This window comes from Achromobacter sp. E1 (assembly GCF_037039475.1).
Classification (GTDB): domain Bacteria; phylum Pseudomonadota; class Gammaproteobacteria; order Burkholderiales; family Burkholderiaceae_B; genus Achromobacter; species Achromobacter mucicolens.
Map to the genome: position 1 here is coordinate 107,860 of NZ_CP146253.1, position 16,060 is coordinate 123,919.

Consider the following 16,060-nt stretch of genomic DNA (forward strand, 5'->3'; position numbering starts at 1 on the left):
CGGTTTGCGGTGGCACTTCGGCGCGGCGGCGGTCGATCCGCCGCGCGCAGATGCGCCGAGACGCAGCCTGCGTCAAAAGACCAGCACCAATGCAAAGCGCGCGGCCCTTTACGGGTACGCGCGCTTTTTCTTGCCCGTTCGGCGGCCCGGATCAGCTCCCGCGCGGCCCGAACATGATCACGAGCATCCCGGCGATGCACAGGCCCACGCCGATCCAGTCGCTGGCGCTGGGACGCACGCCGTCCACCGCCCACAGCCACAGCAGCGCCATGCCGATGTAGACGCCGCCGTACGCGGCATAGACGCGGCCGGACGCCGTCGGGTGCAGCGTCAGCAGCCAGGCAAATAGCGCCAAACTCAGCGCGGCGGGCGCCAGCAGCCAGATGGAGTGTCCTTTGCGCAGCCAAAGGTAAGGCAGGTAGCAGCCGATGATTTCGGCCAGGGCGGTCAGGACGAACAGGCCCAGCGTTTGAAGTGCTGCCATGCGGACTACGGCTTCTGCGCCAGCAGGGCGCGGCACTGGCGCTCCTGTTCGCTGATTTCTTGCAGCGTATCGTCGATGTCGCGGCGCTGCTGCTCCAGCGTGGCGCGGTGCTGCTCCAGCACGGACAGGTATTGGCGCAGCTGGACTTCGGTGTCGCCGGGTCCGTCGTACATGTCGATCAGCGTCAGGATCTCGGACAGTTGCAGGCCCAGCCGCTTGCCGCGCAGGGCAAGTTTCAGGCGCGTGCGGTCTCGCGGTCCGAAAATGCGGTTGCGGCCCTCGCGCGCCGGGCTGACGATTCCCTGGTCTTCGTAGAAGCGGATCGTGCGGGGCGTGACGTCGAACTCGCGGGCGAGCTCGGAGATGGTCCAGGTTGACGAGGGCATGCGACGTGTGGCAGTTTACGTAAACGTAAATTATGATGACTTGACGTGATCGTCAAGCGTGGAGCGAGAGGCAATGAACCCCAACGAGCAGAAGCTTCAGTATCCCTGGGCCGATTTCCAGCCCGAGGCCGGCCGCGCGCATGCAGTGGCGGAGGGCGTCAAATGGATCCGGATGCCGCTGCCGTTCGCGCTGGATCATATCAACCTCTGGCTGCTGCGCGACAACATCGACGGCCAGGACGGCTGGACCATCGTCGACTGCGGCATTTCGCGCGACGAGGTGAAGACGCTGTGGGAAGACGTGTTCAAGAACGAGCTGGACGGCCTGCCCGTGCTGCGCGTGCTGGTCACGCACATGCACCCGGACCACATCGGGCTTGCCCACTGGCTGTGCGAGCGCTGGAAAGCGCGGCTGTGGATGACGATGACGGACTACATGGTGGCGTCGCTGTGGTCGTCGCGCCGCACGGATGCGGGGGCGGGCCCTGGCGGGCAGTCGGCGGTCGAGCATTTCGCGCGCCACGGCCTGACCGACCCGGACTCGCAGGAGCAGATCCGCCAGCGCGCAAGCTACTACCCCAACCTGGTGCCCGCCGTGCCGTCGCGGTACACCCGCATCATGGACGGCGACCAGGTTCGCATCGGCGGGCGCGATTGGCGCGTGATCGTGGGCTACGGGCACGCGCCGGAACACGCGTCGCTGTTTTCGCCTGATCTTGGCGTGCTGATCTCCGGCGACATGGTGCTGCCGCGCATTTCCACCAACGTCAGCGTCTTCGATTACGAACCCGACGCCAACCCGCTGCCCTTGTATCTGCGGTCGCTGCACGGCTATGACGGCCTGCCTCGCGACACGCTGGTGCTGCCGTCGCACGGCCGCCCGTTCAAGGGCCTGCATGAACGCATCACGCAGCAGCACGAGCATCATCGCGACCGGCTGGCCGAGGTGCTGGAAGCCTGTGCGGTGCAGCCGCAATCGACCTCTGACATCGTGCCGGTGCTGTTCAAGCGCAAGCTGGACTTGCACCAGCTGACCTTCGCGATGGGCGAGGCGCTGGCGCATCTGCATGCGCTGTACTTCGAAGGCAAGCTCACACGGGCGCAGGATGCAGACGGCATCGTGCGGTTCAAGGCGGCTTGATTGGCATGATGGGCGGCCGGGGGATGCGAGCATCGCTGCTCGTGTCCGGCTGCCGGTGTCCCGCTGATCGCGTGCCGCCGGTGGGGATCAGCACCAGCGCGACGATTAGCGGTGTCTAGCGGGAAGCCGTCGCCAGCCTGACGGCCAGCCCGACGAACACCAGCGCGGCAATGCGATTCAACCAGCGCTTGGCCGTCACCGAACGCTGCAGCAATTCCCCGAACGCACCCGAGAAGAACGCGATCGCCCCGAACACCAGCAGCGTCGACACGATAAACACCGCACCCAGTTGCATCGTCTGCAAACCCACCGGCCCCAGCCGCGGCGACGTGAATTGCGGCAGGAAGGCGAAGAAGAACAGCAGCACCTTCGGATTGGTAAGGTTCATGACGATGCCGCGGCGGTACAACGCGCCGGGCCGCATGGGTTCGGGACGTTTTCCGTCTTCGGATTCGAGGGGGGCGCGCAGGATCTGCCAGGCCAGATACGCCAGATAGGCCGCGCCCGCCAGTTTGAGCACGGTGAACGCGATGGGCGAAGCGGCGAACACGGCGGCCAGGCCGACCGCAACCGCCGCCGTGTGTCCCAGCAAGCCGGTGCACAGCCCCAGCACCACGAACATGCCCGCCTTGCGTCCCCAGATGGCGGACTGCATCAGCACGAAAAGGTTGTCCGGCCCCGGCGTCAGCGCCAGCAGTACGGCAATGCCAAAGAATGCGATCAGGGTGTCGAGGGGCAGCATGGAGTCTCTTCGGTATCGGAGCAGCGGATGCGACGGGGCGGTGGAAGCGACAAGTCCATTCGGTCAGCGGCGTAGCGTTGAAGCCACCGCGCCATTGGCGCGAGGACAGCGTCGCCCGGACAGCGCCGGACAGCAAGTGGCATGATAAGGGCAAAGCCGACCACGACAGGAGACAGACTGATCATGACCGTTGCCGCTCAGCACGCTAAAAGCGCCCATAACGCCGACGACGCCCCGCTTGATGCCGCGCTCGAAGAATGGCTGCTGGCCCGCCACAGTTGCCGCGCCTTTCTGCCAGAACCCGTGCCCCGCGCCACCGTCGAGCGCGTCCTGACCTTGGCGCAGCGCACGGCGTCCTGGTGCAACTGCCAGCCGTGGCAGGTGGCGATCACTGAAGGCGACGCCACCCGGCGCCTGCGCGATGCGCTCGAGCGCCGCGCGCAGGTCGAAGGCTTCAAGCCTGATTTCCCGTTCCCGCGCGAATACCGGGACGAATACCTGGCCCGCCGCCGCGAATCCGGCTTTCAGCTGTACGGCGCCGTGGGCGTGCCGCGCGGCGACCGCGAGGCCTACCGGCGGCAAGAGATGCGCAACTTCGCCCTGTTTGACGCGCCGCACGTCGCCATCATCACGACGGACGAGGCGCTGGGCGAATACGGCGCCATGGATTGCGGCGGCTATGTCGCCAATTTCCTGCTGGCCGCGCAAGCCAATGGCGTGGCGACCGTGGCCCAGGCGTCGCTGGCGATGTATCCCGAGGTCCTGCGCGAAGTGCTGGGCATCGGACTTGACCGGCGCGTGGTCTGCGGCATCTCTTTTGGGTTTGAGGACACGGCGCATCCGGCCAACAGCTACCGCACCCGCCGCGCGGATTTGTCTGAGACGGTGACGTGGGTCGGCTGAGGTGGGGAGGGGCGGTTGCTGTGGCGGCGTGCTTCTGGCCGGTGTCAGACACCCGTGAAGCGCCGCGTCAGGCTGAGGGCTGTTTCTTAGGGTGTCAGACACCTGCGCCTGAGAAACTCGCGCACCGTATCGGCCCGACTTCGCTTGATAGTCAAGACGGTATCTACGCTGCGTGGTGTTCTTGTGCCGACGTAGGTGTCTGACACCCGTTCAGACGCTGCCGCAGGCTGGCGATGATCTCCCTCGGGTGTCTGACACCGGCCACAGCACCCACGCCTGACACCTGCGAGTGCAGTAGCCATCGTCACCCGCCGCGCAGATTTGTCCGAGACGATTCAATGGATCGGCTGAAATTCCCGCCGCGTCCTGATATGGTTTGGTTTTCCCGGCTTTGACGCACCTCTACAAGATGCCTACCAAACACATCGATACGGTTCTCCAGCACGCGGGCACCGCCCCGTTCAATCCCGAGACCGGCACGGCGCCGGTGCCGCTGCCGCCCATGCGGGCCAGCACGGTGCGCTTTGCCAATCTCGCCGCGCTGGAAAACGCGCAGCGCAGCAAGGCGGCCGGGGGGCGCGCATCCACGTACGGCCGCATGGGCATGGACACGCATGCCGCGCTGGAAGAGGTGTTCACGCAGCTCGAAGGCGGCACGCACTGCTATCTGGCGTCGTCCGGCCTGTCGGCGATGACGATGGTGATGATGGCGCTGTGCTCGGCCGGCGACCATGCATTGATCTCGGACAGCGTGTACGGTCCGATGCGCGAGCTGGACGACGCGGTGCTCAAGCGCATGAACATCGACATCACCTACTTTGCGGCGGGTGAGGACATCGACGCGCTGGTGCGGCCCAACACCACGTTGCTGTACGTGGAATCGCCGGGTTCCCTGCTCTTCGAGATGCTGGACATGGGCGCGATGGCCGCCATCGCGCAGCGGCACGGGCTGGTGCTGGCCACCGACAACACCTGGGGGTCGGGCTACATCTACCGGCCGCTGACGCTGGGCGCGCAGGTCTCGGTCATCGCGGGCACCAAGTATGTTGGCGGGCACTCCGACCTGATGCTGGGCGCGGTGGTCACCAACGACGAGGGCATCGCCCGCAAGCTGAACCGCACGCAGTATGCGATGGGCTACTCCATCAGCGCGGACGACGCCTGGCTGGCATTGCGCGGCGTGCGCACCATGCCCATCCGCATGGCCCAGCATGCGCGCCACGCCATGCAGGTGTGCGAATTCCTGAACGCCCGTCCCGAGACCGTGCGCCTCTTCCATCCGGCCTGGCCGAAGGATCCCGGCCACGATTTGTGGAAGCGCGATTGCACGGGGTCGAACGGCATGTTGTCGGCTGAACTGGCCCTGTCCCCGGCCGCGGCGCGCCGTTTTGTCGATGCGCTGACGCTATTTGGCATCGGCTTCTCGTGGGGCGGGTATGAAAGCCTGGTGCAGCTCGTGTCGCCCAAGGATCTGTCCAAGCACCGCTACTGGGGCGAAGGCGAGAACCCGGTCGTGCGTCTGCATATCGGGTTGGAGTCGCCCGAGGACATCATTGCGGACCTGACGCAGGCCTTCGAACAGGCGGCGAGCGTCAAGGAATAGGCGGCGTCCGGTGGGGGGGGCGGCTGCCGGACGGCTGCCCCGGAGCGCGCTAGCTGGCATAGGCGCGCGGCCCAGCAACCCAGCAACTCAGCAACCTGGCAGCCGAGTAACCTCCCCATTGGCCCACGCGCCCAATCACCCCGCCGTCTCGCGGATCCACGCGCCGATGCGCGCCGCGATGTCGTCGCTGTTGTCGTCCATCATGGGCATGTGCGAATTGCCTGCAATGCCCATTTCCGCCAGCCGCCACGTCTGCACCCGCCCGCCGTGGCGCGCCAGCGCTTCGGCGTAGGCGGCACCGGATTCGCCGAGCTTTTCCCACAGCGGCGTGGCATCCAGATAATCGCCATAGACAAACAGAAACGGCTTGTCCGCCACGCAGTCGGTGGCAACCTCGCTGGAAAACCCGGACGGCTCGATGCCGATCACCCCGCGCACCAGCGCCGGCCGCGCGTGCAGCGCCCGGTAGGCCACTTCACCGCCGTGGCTGTGCGCCAGCACCAGGCACGGTCCGACGCGGTCCAGCACCGCGCAAAAACCGTGCAATGCGGCATCGTTGTTGCCCAGCCAGCGCGGCACGGCGTGGCGGATGAAGTCGTCGAAATGGCCAACCGGAAAGCGCTGTCCCGCAAACGCCTGCCGCGTGGCGAAATCCTCCGCGCGGCCAAACCGGAACAGCGACCAGCTTTCCTCGGCGTTGCGGATGATGGGCGGCTCGGGCCAGACCTGCGCAAACGGCGCCCACCCTGCGCGCCCGCGCTCCACGTTGTCCACCACATAGACCGCATGGCCCTGCCGCAGAAAATGCTGCATCCAGCCGGACCGCCCATCGGGCGTCTGTTCCCACATCGCGCCGGTCATCCCGCCGCCGTGCAGCAGCACGATGGGCAGCGGATGCGCCAGACGCGCGGGGATGAAGAACTGCACGTAGGCCTGCTCGAAGTGATAGAGGCCGTTGGGGTCGTAGGCCAGCGATGCGGACTGCGTGAACGCGATGTCGCGCTTGGGCTGCCCTTCGATGCGGACAGGCCGGCCCCCCGCGTAGAAGCTGCCGAAGTCGGCCAGCGTCAGCGCCTGCGTCATGGCTTGACCAGCGGGCATTGGCTGTCGGACAGCGGCCACGCCAGCGATTCGCCGGGGATGGTGCGCACGATGTTGTAGTAGTCCCAAGGCGCCTTGGACTGCTCGGGCGTCTTGACTTGCGCCAGCATCATGTCGCGCACCACCAGGCCATCGGCGCGGATATGCGCGTTCAGGCTGAAGGGATCGTCGATCGGCATGGACTTCATCTTGGCCATCACCGCGTCCGCGTCGACCGAGCCGGCCGCCTTCACCGCCTGAAGGTAATGGCGCACCGAACTGTAGACGCCGGCCTGCAGGAAGGTGGGCGGACGGCCCACGCGCGCCTCGAACTTCTTGGTGAAGGCGCGGGTGCCGTCGTTCATGTCCCAATAGGACGGCACGGTCAGGTAGGTCTTTTGCGCGGCAGCCAGCCCAAGGCTATGCACGTCGGTCAACAGCAGCAGCATCGCGGCCAGTTGCTGCGCGCCGCCGATGCCGAATTCCGCGGCCTGCTTGATGGCCGAGATGGTGTCGCCGCCCGCGTTGGCAATCGCGATGATCTGGGCCGTGGATCCCTGCGCCTGCAGCAGGAAGGACGCGAAGTCCGGCGCATTGAGCGGATGAAAGACGGTGCCGGCGATTTCGCCGCCGTTGGCCTTGACCACCGTCTCGGTGTCCGCAGCGAGCTGCTTGCCGAATGCGTAATCGGACGCCAGGATGAACCAGCGCTTGCCGCCCTCTTTCACGACGGCGGTGGCGGTGCCGCGCGACAGCGCGTAGGTGGTGTAGGTCCACTGCACGCCGTAGGGCGAGCACTGCGCCTGCGTCAGCGCGGTGGTGCCAGGGCTGGAGAACAGCACCAGCTTTTTCTTTTCGCGCGCGATGCCTTGCACGGCCAGCGCGACGGACGAGTTGGGCACGTCCACCACCACGTCCACGCCTTCGGTGTCGTACCACTTGCGGACCATGCTGCTGCCGATGTCGGGGCGGTGCTGGTGATCGCCGGACACAAGCGTGATGGGTTTGCCGAGCAACGTGCCGCCCATCTCTTCGATGGCGAGCCGGGCGGCTTCCACCGACCCCTTGCCCGTGGCATCGGCGGTAACGCCCGCCATGTCCGTCAACACGCCGATCTTGACGCCGTCGGCGGCGTTGGCGTGGGCCAGGCCCGTTGCGAGCGACAGGCACAGGCCCAGCGCCGCGCTGCTGCGCGAGAAGTGCTTCTTCATTTGTCTTCCACCCTTTTGATGCCGTGCGTACGGCGATTTTTATGGCGAAAGTGTAGCCCGTCCCCCTGGAGACGCGGCTGAACGAAGCCTGAATGAAAACGCCCCGGCCGGAGAGGCTCGGGGCGTTTGCGATGCCGCGGTTGCGCGGGAGCTTGCTCGGATTACTTGGCGCGCGCCATCGGGATCAGCGCGTTCACCTGCTTCAAGGCGCCTTCGTAGCTGTTGCCCGCCATGACCGGCGAGGTCATGAACTTGCCGCCCACGGCGAACGACGGGGTGCCTTCGATGCGGTAGGCGTCGGCGAGCTGGTTGGCGCGCTGCACCTGGGTCTGGACACTGAACGAATCGAACACCGAGTCGAACTTGGCGCGGTCCACGCCCTGGGTGGCGATCCACTCGCCCATGGCCTTCTTGTCGAACAGGCGCTTGTGCTCGCCGTGGATGGCCGTGAAGACCTTGGCGTGCAGGTCGGGACGGTCCAGGGCCTGCAGCGTGTAGTACAGCTGTTGCAGCGGCTTCATGCCGGCGTTGAAGGCGATCGGCACTTGCTTGAGGACGACGTCTGACGGCGCGGTCTTGACCCAGTCTTCCACCATGGGTTCCATGGCGGCGCAGTGCGGGCACGAATAGGCAAAGAATTCCAGGACCTCGACCTTGCCCGGAGTGTCCGACGGCAGCGGCGGGTTGATGGGCACGTACTGCTGGGCGCCTTGAGCGTGGCTGGCCGGGCTGAAGAACGCGGTGGCGGTCAGCGCGGCGGCTGCCAGGATGCGGATGAGCTTGGGGGACAGCATGGGTGAGGTTCCTGAATAAAAGGCTACAGACAGGCCCGGGGCCGGATTAGTTCAATGCAAAACGATCCGCCGCGTGGCGCTACTGGCGCACCACGGCGGTTTCGATCTTGTTCTCGCCCAGGCGGCCACGTGCCCGGTTCATGTCGTCCAGGCGGGCAAACGGGCCGACGCGGACGCGATTGATGAGCTTGCCGTTCAATTCCGCCTTCTGCACGGCGACCGGCAGGCCCAGCAGAATGATGCGCGCCTTGAGCGATTCGGCGTCGTTTTCGCCGCGGAAGGCGCCCGCTTGCAGGTAGTACGTGCCCGTGGCAGCGGGGGCGGCAGGCTTGGCCGAGGCCGTGGCCGTGGGGGCGGCCTTGGAGATGGGCGTGGGGGCGGACGCGGTAGCGGCGGGGGCCGCCGGGGCGGCCGCCGGGGGCCGGGACGTGGGCAGCGTGGCAATCAGCGCACCCAGGTCGTCCAGCTTGGCGGGCGTCTCGTCGCCCTTGCCCGGCGCGCCTGCGCCCGGCAGCGGAGCCGGCGCGGTGGCGGTGGGACCGGTGGGCGGGGCGCCCGCCGCCCCGTCGCGGCCGTAGAGGCCCGCGTTGGGGTCCGGGGCCGAGCGCGGATCGGGCAGCTTGCCCGTATCGCCCTGGCGGCTGGCCCGGTCCACGAAGGGAACGGGCGCCTTGGTGACATAGAACGCGACGACGGCGGCGACGATCAGCCCGATCAGCAGACCGGCCAGCGCCCCGTACAGGGTGCTGCCGCTTTCGCCGGAGGAACGGCGGGTGGACTTGCGCTTGGTGGCCATGAACCGATGTTACATCCGCTCGGGCGCGGAAACGCCCAAGAGCGCCAGGCCGTTTGCCAGCACCTGGCGGGTGGTGGCGGCCAGGCGCAGGCGGGCCAGCTTCACGGCGGTGTCGTCGACCAGCACGCGCTCGGCGTTGTACCAGGCGTGGAAGTCGGACGCGCAGTCGCGCAGCCAGAACGCAATGTGGTGCGGCGACAGGTCCTGGGCGGCCAGCGCCACCACCTGCGGGAATTCGGCCAGGCGCTGCATCAGCGCGAATTCGGTCGGCGCGGTCAGCAGCGCGGCGTCGGCCTGGGCCACGTCTGCGGCCGGCATGCCCGCATTGTTGATGACCGAGCAGATGCGCGCGTGGGCGTACTGGATGTAATAGACCGGGTTCTCGTCGCTCTTGGACAGGGCCAGGTCCACGTCGAACACGAATTCCGTGTCGGCGCGGCGCTGGATCAGGAAGTAGCGCACCGCGTCGCGGCCCACCCAGTCGATCAGGTCGCGCATGGTCACGTAGCTGCCGGCGCGCTTGGAGATCTTGACCTCTTCGCCGCCGCGCATGACCTTGACCATCTTGTGCAGGACGTACGACGGGTAATCCTTCGGGATGCCCTCTTCCAGCGCCTGCAGGCCGGCGCGCACGCGGGCCACGGTGCCGTGGTGATCGCTGCCCTGGATGTTCACGGCGCGGTGAAAGCCGCGTTCCCATTTGGCCTTGTGGTAGGCCACGTCCGGGACGAAATAGGTGTAGCCGCCCTCGCTTTTACGCATGACGCGGTCTTTGTCGTCGCCCGTGCCCAGTTCGGTGGTGCGCAGCCACAGCGCGCCGCCTTCCTCGTAGGTGTGGCCGCCGGCAATCAGCGCCTTGACCGTCGCTTCGACGCGGCCGGACGTGTAGAGCGAGCTTTCCAGGTAGTAGTTGTCGAACGCCAGGCCGAACGCCTGCAGGTCCAGGTCCTGTTCGCGGCGCAGGTAGGCCACGGCGAAGGCGCGGATGTCGTCCAGGTTGTCGATGTTGCCCGTGGCGGTGACGGGCTCGCCGTCGGACGCCTGGATGGTCTTGCCGTCCTGGAAGTCGCGGGCGATGTCGGCGATGTAGTCGCCCTTGTAGCCGTCTTCGGGCCAGTCGGGAGAATCGGTGGTCAGGCCGCGGGCGCGGGCCTGCACGCTGATCGCCAGGTTCTGGATCTGGTTGCCGGCGTCGTTGTAGTAGAACTCGCGGGTGACGTCCCAGCCGACGGCGTCGTACAGGCGGCACAGCGCGTCGCCCAGCGCGGCCTGGCGGGCATGGCCCACGTGCAGCGGTCCGGTGGGGTTGGCCGACACGAATTCGACCAGGATCTTTTCGCCCAGGCGCGGGGCGCGCCCGTAGGCCTCGCCCTGCTGGGCCACCGCGGCGATCACGGCCTGGCGCGCGGCCGGGGTGATGCGCAGGTTGATGAAGCCGGGACCGGCCACTTCGGCGCTCTCGACCAGCGCGGCGGCGTCGGGATTGGCCATCACGGCGTCCACGATGCCCTGGGCCAGTTCGCGGGGATTGCGGCGGGCAGGCTTGGCAAGCTGCATGGCCACGTTGGTGGCGACGTCGCCGTGGGCGGCAACCTTGGGGCGCTCCAGCAGCACGTTGGGCTGGGCGTCGGGCAGGCTTTGCGCGACGGCGGCCTGGATCAGGGAGATTAGCTGTTTCTGTTGCTCGAGGAGCATGGGCGTCTGGCGTGGTTCTGGGTGAGTGACGATGGCGGCACGGCGCTTGCGGCCTGCCGGCGATCCGCGTCGCGCCGACGGGCGCGGGGCACGGTGCCGTCCGGCGGGTGGCCGGCAAGCCGGCGCGCGCATGCCGGAATCAGGGCCGGCGCGGCGCCTGCTGTCACGGGAAACCCCTGAATCATAGTTGATTTGGGGGCGCCAGTTGGCATCATGTGGACGTTGCGGTAGTGTACGTAGCTAAGGTAATCATTGTGGGAGACCAGAATATGCTGATCACTTTTCACTCCAAGGTCGTGGCCGAAGTCCTGATGCTGACCGACCACGCCGGGCCCCTGCTGCAGGCTGCCGGCAAGTCCGTCGGCGACAAGATCCCCGAACGTGGCGTCTTCACCGTCGAGCAACTGGGACCGGCCATCAGCGGCATCGAACGCGCGATCGACGAGTACCAGCACGCCCACGAAGGCCAGGACGAGGAAGACGACGACAAGCCGGCCGTCGCTCCGATGGCGCGCATGGTGGGCCTGAAGGAACGCGCCTTTCCGCTGCTGGACATGATGCGCCAGTCGCAAGCCGCGGGCGCCGAAGTCACCTGGGAAGTGTCGCGGGGCTGGTAAGGATATGTCGCCGGACGGACAATCTGTCCGGCGTTTTTTGCCTACCCTGTTGGCCTGACGCCTTCTGACGGAGTTTTTCCCATGCGCAGCGACATCACCATCGTTTTCGACCCCCGCCGTTCGCTGGACCTGTCCGCGAACGTCGAGCCCTCCCCGCAACGCCAGGCCGATGCACGCGACTGGTTCGACAGCGCCTGGGAAACCCTGGGCTGCGAGCCGCTGCGCCCCAGCGGCAAGGTCCTGTTGCTGGACAAGGTGCTGGGTGTGGCCGACGCGCTGGGCTACGACACGCTGTCCACCGACGAAAAGGAAGCCCGCGAATTTGCCGAGCACCTGGCGCTGGCGCTGGAGCGTCCGCGCATCACGGTGGACCTGCCGGGCCTGACCGTGGGGTACTGAAACGCCGCCCCATTCAACGAGAAACCCCGCCTGAGCGGGGTTTTGTTTGCAGCGCATCCGGCTGGCGGTCCTTAGCGGATCCCCGCCCGCATGAACGACTGCACGAACTGGCGCTGGAACAGCAGGAACGCGATCAACAGCGGCGCGGCCGACATCAGGGTCGCGGCGGTGATCACGGACCAGTCGATGCCCTGGTCCGTGGACGAGAACACCTGCAGGCCGACCGTCAGCGGCCGGGACTCGACCGAGTTGGTGATGATCAGCGGCCACAGGAAGTTGTTCCAGTGATGGCTGACCGACACCAGCCCGTAGGCCACATAGATCGGCTTGGCGAGCGGCACGTACACCTTCCAGAGCACCTGCAGCGGGTTCGCGCCTTCCATGCGCGCCGCTTCCTCGAGTTCGCGCGGAACCGTCTTGAAGGTCTGGCGCAACAGGAAGATGCCGAAGGCCGACGCGAAGTACGGCAGGCCGATGGCGAACACCGTGTCGCGCACGCCCAGCAAGCTCATCGACCGGTAGTTCTCCACCAGCAGCACGTCCGGCATGATCATCAGCTGCAGCAGCACCAGCATGAAGACGAAGTCGCGGCCGCGGAACTCGAAGCGCGCAAACGCGTAGCCGGCCAGCGTCGACAGCACGAGCTGCGCGGCCAGCACCATCGTGACCAGCACGAACGTGTTCAGGAAGTAGCGCGGAAACGGCGCCGCATTCCAGGCCCGCACGAAGTTGTCCAGCGTCAGCGGCGCAAAAAGGTCAAAACGCGTCGCGTAGGCGGGCGGATGGAAGGCCGCCCACATGGCGTACGCCAGGGGCAGGATCCACAACAGGCCCAGCGCCCAGGCGCCCAGGGTATCGAGCTTGTCTTTCATTGGTAGTGCGTCCTGCGGTCCAGCCAGCGGAACTTGATCAGCGCGGTCAGCGCCAGCACCACCAGCAACACGACGGTCAGGGTCGCGGCGTAGGCCGTGTCCCAGAAGCTGAATCCCACTTGGTAGATGTAGTACAGAAGCAGCGTGCTGGCGTTGTCGGGGCCGCCGCGCGTCATCACCACCACATGGTCGACCAGCCGGAACGCGTTGATCAGCGCATTGATCAGCACGAAAAGCGTTGTCGGCATCAAGAGCGGCCACAGCACGCGCCGGAAGTACTGCCAGCGCGACGCGCCTTCCAGCATGGCCGCTTCACGCAGCGACGGCGACACCGTCTGCAACGCCGCCAGATAGAAGATCATGAAAAAGCCGGACTCCTTCCACACGGTCACTAGCATCAGCGCGGGCAGCGCGGTCTCGCGGTTGCCCAGCCAGTTGGGTCCGGGCGATCCGAACCAGCCCATCACTTGCGCGATCAGCCCGTATTGCGGCGTGTAGAAGAACAGCCAGATGTTGGCCACCGCAACCATGGGCAGCACCGTCGGCGTGAAATACGCCATGCGCAGAAAACCGCGGCCGGCAAGGTTGCGGTTCACCCACAGCGCCATGATCAGCGCGATGCCGATCGAAGTGGGAATGGTGCCCAGCGCGAACCACAGGTTGTTCCAGAGCGACTGCCAGAACACCGGATCGTCGCGCATGACGGCGTAGTTCTCCAGCCCGACGAAGCGGGCCGGACGCGCGCCCTTCGGCGTGGAGAAAAAGCTGTGCCAGAGCGTCGCCACCGCCGGGTAATGCGTGAAGGCGGCGAGCAGCACGATGGCTGGCAGCAGAAGCAGCCAGCCATAAAGCGCGTTTAAAGAGCGGCTCATCGTGCTTGGGGTCGGTTACTTGTAGGAACGCAGTATGCGATCGGACTCGCGCTGCGCGTCGGTCAGGGCCTGCTGCGGCGTCTTCGAACCCGTCAGCGCCGCCTGCAGGGCGTCGTTCAGGGTCTTGGTGACGCGCTGGTTTTCATGCGTGGAGAATTCGGCCACGCTGACTTCCAGCTGGTCGCGCGCGACCGTGGCGGCCGGCACTTCCTGCGCGTACTTCTTCATCTTCTCGGTTTCCCAGGCGGCCGGCGTCACGGCCACGTAGCCCGTGGCGATGCTCCAGTCGGCCGCGCGCTCGGGCGTGGTGGCCCACTGCGCGAACTTCAGCGCCGCTGCCTGCTGCTCCGGCGTGCCGCTCTTGAAGATGTAGAAGTTGCCGCCGCCCGTGGGGCTGCCGCCGCGCTTTTGCTGCGGCATCATCGCCACGCCGAACGGGAAGTCGGCGTTCTTGCGGATGTTGGTCAGGTTGCCGGTGGTGGTCCACACCATGGCCGCCTTCTTTTCCAGGAAGTCCTTGGGCGTGGTGCCCCAGTCGATCGTGCCGGTCGGCATGATCTTGTGCTTGGCCGACAGGTCGCGCCAGAACTGGGCCGCTTCAACCACGGCCGGCTTGTCCAGGTAGACCTCGTTGCCGGCTTCGTTCATCAGAATCGCGCCGTTGGGCGTGGTCAGCGCCTGGAACAGCCAGTACGCGAACGCGCCGCCCGACGGAATCTCGATGCCCCACTGCGTGGTGTTGCCCGAGGCGTCCTGCTTGGTCAGCTTCTTGCCGTATTCGACCAGCTCGGCCCAGGTCTTGGGCGGCTTTTCGGGATCCAGGCCGGCGGCCTTGAAGAGATCCTTGTTGTAGTACATGACGATCGTCGAACGCTGGAACGGCACGCCCCAGGTGTGGCCGCCGGTGCGGCTGTTCTGCATGAAGGCGTCATAGAAGCCGCCCAGCCACTTCTTGTCGGCGTCGGTCTTGGCCAGGCCGTCGATCGGGACGATGGCGTCCTCGTCGATCAGCGTGAACATGTCGGTGGACAGCAGCACCGCCAGTTGCGGCGGCGTGCCGCCCTTGAGCGCGGTCAGCGCCTTGGCGATGGAGTCCTGGTACGAACCGGCATAGATCGGCTTGATCTTGATGTTGGGGTTTTCCTTCTGGAAGTCCGTCACCATGTCATCAACGATTTTGGTGATCGGGCCGCCGACGGCAACCGGGTAGTAGAACTCGACCTCGACGGGCTTGTTCTGCGCCTGCACAGGCAGAGACAGGCAGGCGGCGGCCAGGCTGGCGGCCAGGGTCTTGAGTACGATGCGTCGCATGGTGTGTTTCCTTTCCTGTGTGGGCTATTTGTTTTAGCGCCCGTCGGTGTTGATGACCGCCGAATCGGCGGCAAAGAAATGCTGTTGCCCGTCCGGCCAGGACAGGCGCAGCGGCTCCCCGGCGCTGGCGCGCAGGTGGCCGCCGACCCGCACGGCCACGCCGCTCGTGTCGCCAATGCGGCACACCACGATTGAGTCCGCGCCGAAGTACTCGACGCTTTCCACGGTGGCGGCGATGCCGTCGCCGTCGATGCGGATATGTTCCGGACGCACGCCAAGCTTCACGGCGCCAGCCGGGGCGTTTGCGATGACCGGGCCTTGCGTGCCGGCGATCACCGTGCCGCCTGCTTGCTGCGCCAGGTTAATCAGGTTCATGGGCGGCGTGCCGATGAAGCGCGCCGCGAACTCGCTGGCGGGCCGCGCATACAGGCCGTCGGGCGTGTCGTGCTGTTCGATCTGGCCGCCGCGCAGCAGCACCACCTGATCGGCCATGCTCATGGCTTCGGTCTGGTCGTGCGTCACGTAGACCATGGTGATGCCCAGGCTCTGCTGCAGCGCGCGGATCTCGCGGCGCATTTCGTGGCGCAGCTGCGCATCCAGGTTGGAAAGGGGTTCGTCCATCAGGCAGACCGGCGCCTCGGAGATCACGGCGCGGCCCAGCGCCACGCGCTGCTGCTGCCCGCCCGACAATTGCGACGGCTTGCGGTCCAGGAGGTGGGTCAGGCCCAGCAGACTGGCCACGCGCTGCAGGCGCCGGTCGAAATCCTTGGCGGGCTCCTTGCGCACCTTCAGGCCGAACAGGATGTTCTCGCGCACCGTCAGGTGCGGAAACAACGCGTACGACTGGAACACCATGGAAATGCGCCGCTTGGCCGGCGGCAATTGCGTGACGTCGCGGTCGCCGATGCGGATGCTGCCCGAGGTCGGCGTATCCAGGCCGGCGATCATGCGCAGTGTCGTCGACTTGCCGCAACCGGACGGACCGAGCAGGACGGTGAAGCTGCCGGCCGGAACCGTGAAGCTCACGCCTTGAATCGCCGCCGCGCCGGCGTACTGTTTGGTGAGGTTATCCAGAACGATGGATGACATGCTGTCTCGTAGATCTAATTGTTAGATCCGCATTGTTGCCTGTTATGAAAACCTTTTCATTGTGC

The 16,060-nt window shown here is 66.4% G+C and carries 17 protein-coding genes; 5 read left to right on the plus strand and 12 right to left on the minus strand.

From position 1 onward, the window contains the following. Positions 1–151: 151 nt before the first annotated feature. Entirely contained in the window at positions 152–484 is a 333-nt protein-coding gene (locus tag V6V88_RS00510; protein WP_062839377.1) for a YnfA family protein, read from the minus strand. 5 nt (positions 485–489) lie between these two features. Next, positions 490–870, minus strand: a complete 381-nt coding sequence (locus V6V88_RS00515; protein ID WP_056327734.1) for a MerR family DNA-binding transcriptional regulator — start codon at positions 868–870, stop codon at positions 490–492. Positions 871–943: 73 nt separating this feature from the next. Here V6V88_RS00515 and V6V88_RS00520 point away from each other — a divergent pair, with 73 nt between their 5' ends. Beyond that, a complete protein-coding gene (locus V6V88_RS00520) occupies positions 944–2,011 on the plus strand; it encodes an MBL fold metallo-hydrolase (protein WP_338617231.1) in 1,068 nt (355 codons plus the stop codon). A 115-nt stretch (positions 2,012–2,126) separates the two neighbouring features. On the opposite strand, the gene V6V88_RS00525 is transcribed toward V6V88_RS00520, so the two are convergent. Continuing rightward, entirely contained in the window at positions 2,127–2,753 is a 627-nt protein-coding gene (locus tag V6V88_RS00525) for a LysE family translocator (protein WP_056327736.1), read from the minus strand. 183 nt (positions 2,754–2,936) lie between these two features. On the opposite strand from V6V88_RS00525, the gene V6V88_RS00530 reads away from it, so the two are divergent. Next, positions 2,937–3,656 carry a nitroreductase gene (locus V6V88_RS00530; RefSeq protein ID WP_338617234.1) on the plus strand — a complete coding sequence of 240 codons (720 nt, stop codon included), beginning with the start codon at positions 2,937–2,939 and terminating at the stop codon, positions 3,654–3,656. Between the two features lie 409 nt (positions 3,657–4,065). After that, on the plus strand, positions 4,066–5,259 hold the full coding sequence (gene metC, locus V6V88_RS00535) for a cystathionine beta-lyase (RefSeq protein ID WP_338617235.1): 1,194 nt from the start codon (positions 4,066–4,068) through the stop codon (positions 5,257–5,259). Between the two features lie 135 nt (positions 5,260–5,394). On the opposite strand, the gene V6V88_RS00540 is transcribed toward metC, so the two are convergent. The 5 genes from V6V88_RS00540 to argS all read right to left on the minus strand — a co-directional run bounded on the left by V6V88_RS00540 (position 5,395) and on the right by argS (position 10,835). Continuing rightward, on the minus strand, positions 5,395–6,360 hold the full coding sequence (locus tag V6V88_RS00540; protein WP_338617238.1) for a hypothetical protein: 966 nt from the start codon (positions 6,358–6,360) through the stop codon (positions 5,395–5,397). Continuing rightward, positions 6,339–7,550: an ABC transporter substrate-binding protein gene (locus V6V88_RS00545; protein WP_338617240.1), complete on the minus strand. Its 1,212-nt coding sequence runs from the start codon at positions 7,548–7,550 to the stop codon at positions 6,339–6,341. The genes V6V88_RS00540 and V6V88_RS00545 overlap by 22 nt, the downstream gene beginning before the upstream one ends. A 161-nt stretch (positions 7,551–7,711) precedes the next feature. Next, on the minus strand, positions 7,712–8,344 hold the full coding sequence (locus tag V6V88_RS00550; protein WP_056327737.1) for a thiol:disulfide interchange protein DsbA/DsbL: 633 nt from the start codon (positions 8,342–8,344) through the stop codon (positions 7,712–7,714). A gap of 79 nt (positions 8,345–8,423) precedes the next feature. After that, a complete protein-coding gene (locus tag V6V88_RS00555) occupies positions 8,424–9,140 on the minus strand; it encodes an SPOR domain-containing protein (protein ID WP_338617244.1) in 717 nt (238 codons plus the stop codon). Between the two features lie 9 nt (positions 9,141–9,149). Continuing rightward, positions 9,150–10,835 carry an arginine--tRNA ligase gene (argS, locus tag V6V88_RS00560; RefSeq protein ID WP_056327739.1) on the minus strand — a complete coding sequence of 562 codons (1,686 nt, stop codon included), beginning with the start codon at positions 10,833–10,835 and terminating at the stop codon, positions 9,150–9,152. A 269-nt stretch (positions 10,836–11,104) separates the two neighbouring features. On the opposite strand from argS, the gene V6V88_RS00565 reads away from it, so the two are divergent. Together V6V88_RS00565 and V6V88_RS00570 are read left to right on the plus strand one after the other, a co-directional pair. After that, positions 11,105–11,452, plus strand: coding sequence for a DUF1840 domain-containing protein (locus tag V6V88_RS00565; RefSeq protein ID WP_056327740.1), 348 nt, complete (start codon positions 11,105–11,107; stop codon positions 11,450–11,452). Between the two features lie 81 nt (positions 11,453–11,533). Further along, positions 11,534–11,851 carry a hypothetical protein gene (locus tag V6V88_RS00570; protein ID WP_056327741.1) on the plus strand — a complete coding sequence of 106 codons (318 nt, stop codon included), beginning with the start codon at positions 11,534–11,536 and terminating at the stop codon, positions 11,849–11,851. 71 nt (positions 11,852–11,922) lie between these two features. On the opposite strand, the gene V6V88_RS00575 is transcribed toward V6V88_RS00570, so the two are convergent. Genes V6V88_RS00575 through V6V88_RS00590 form a run of 4 tightly spaced genes read right to left on the minus strand, consistent with a single transcriptional unit; the run spans position 11,923 to position 15,995 of the window. Next, positions 11,923–12,723, minus strand: a complete 801-nt coding sequence (locus V6V88_RS00575) for a carbohydrate ABC transporter permease (RefSeq protein WP_056327742.1) — start codon at positions 12,721–12,723, stop codon at positions 11,923–11,925. Next, positions 12,720–13,595 carry a sugar ABC transporter permease gene (locus V6V88_RS00580; protein WP_056327743.1) on the minus strand — a complete coding sequence of 292 codons (876 nt, stop codon included), beginning with the start codon at positions 13,593–13,595 and terminating at the stop codon, positions 12,720–12,722. Before V6V88_RS00580 ends, V6V88_RS00575 begins: the two co-directional genes overlap by 4 nt. A 15-nt stretch (positions 13,596–13,610) precedes the next feature. Continuing rightward, positions 13,611–14,906: an ABC transporter substrate-binding protein gene (locus V6V88_RS00585; protein WP_128829723.1), complete on the minus strand. Its 1,296-nt coding sequence runs from the start codon at positions 14,904–14,906 to the stop codon at positions 13,611–13,613. Between the two features lie 33 nt (positions 14,907–14,939). After that, positions 14,940–15,995 (minus strand): ABC transporter ATP-binding protein, encoded by a 1,056-nt coding sequence (locus V6V88_RS00590; RefSeq protein WP_062840147.1) that lies wholly within the window; start codon positions 15,993–15,995, stop codon positions 14,940–14,942. Positions 15,996–16,060 lie beyond the last annotated feature (65 nt).

Excerpts from the sequence above, each read along its gene's own strand:
- V6V88_RS00510 (WP_062839377.1), bottom strand. The coding sequence starts at position 484 with ATGGCAGCACTTCAAACGCTGGGCCTGTTCGTCCTGACCGCCCTGGCC.
- V6V88_RS00515 (WP_056327734.1), bottom strand. The coding sequence starts at position 870 with ATGCCCTCGTCAACCTGGACCATCTCCGAGCTCGCCCGCGAGTTCGAC.
- V6V88_RS00520 (WP_338617231.1), top strand. The coding sequence starts at position 944 with ATGAACCCCAACGAGCAGAAGCTTCAGTATCCCTGGGCCGATTTCCAG.
- V6V88_RS00525 (WP_056327736.1), bottom strand. The coding sequence starts at position 2,753 with ATGCTGCCCCTCGACACCCTGATCGCATTCTTTGGCATTGCCGTACTG.
- V6V88_RS00530 (WP_338617234.1), top strand. The coding sequence starts at position 2,937 with ATGACCGTTGCCGCTCAGCACGCTAAAAGCGCCCATAACGCCGACGAC.
- metC (WP_338617235.1), top strand. The coding sequence starts at position 4,066 with ATGCCTACCAAACACATCGATACGGTTCTCCAGCACGCGGGCACCGCC.
- V6V88_RS00540 (WP_338617238.1), bottom strand. The coding sequence starts at position 6,360 with ATGCCCGCTGGTCAAGCCATGACGCAGGCGCTGACGCTGGCCGACTTC.
- V6V88_RS00545 (WP_338617240.1), bottom strand. The coding sequence starts at position 7,550 with ATGAAGAAGCACTTCTCGCGCAGCAGCGCGGCGCTGGGCCTGTGCCTG.
- V6V88_RS00550 (WP_056327737.1), bottom strand. The coding sequence starts at position 8,344 with ATGCTGTCCCCCAAGCTCATCCGCATCCTGGCAGCCGCCGCGCTGACC.
- V6V88_RS00555 (WP_338617244.1), bottom strand. The coding sequence starts at position 9,140 with ATGGCCACCAAGCGCAAGTCCACCCGCCGTTCCTCCGGCGAAAGCGGC.
- argS (WP_056327739.1), bottom strand. The coding sequence starts at position 10,835 with ATGCTCCTCGAGCAACAGAAACAGCTAATCTCCCTGATCCAGGCCGCC.
- V6V88_RS00565 (WP_056327740.1), top strand. The coding sequence starts at position 11,105 with ATGCTGATCACTTTTCACTCCAAGGTCGTGGCCGAAGTCCTGATGCTG.
- V6V88_RS00570 (WP_056327741.1), top strand. The coding sequence starts at position 11,534 with ATGCGCAGCGACATCACCATCGTTTTCGACCCCCGCCGTTCGCTGGAC.
- V6V88_RS00575 (WP_056327742.1), bottom strand. The coding sequence starts at position 12,723 with ATGAAAGACAAGCTCGATACCCTGGGCGCCTGGGCGCTGGGCCTGTTG.
- V6V88_RS00580 (WP_056327743.1), bottom strand. The coding sequence starts at position 13,595 with ATGAGCCGCTCTTTAAACGCGCTTTATGGCTGGCTGCTTCTGCTGCCA.
- V6V88_RS00585 (WP_128829723.1), bottom strand. The coding sequence starts at position 14,906 with ATGCGACGCATCGTACTCAAGACCCTGGCCGCCAGCCTGGCCGCCGCC.
- V6V88_RS00590 (WP_062840147.1), bottom strand. The coding sequence starts at position 15,995 with ATGTCATCCATCGTTCTGGATAACCTCACCAAACAGTACGCCGGCGCG.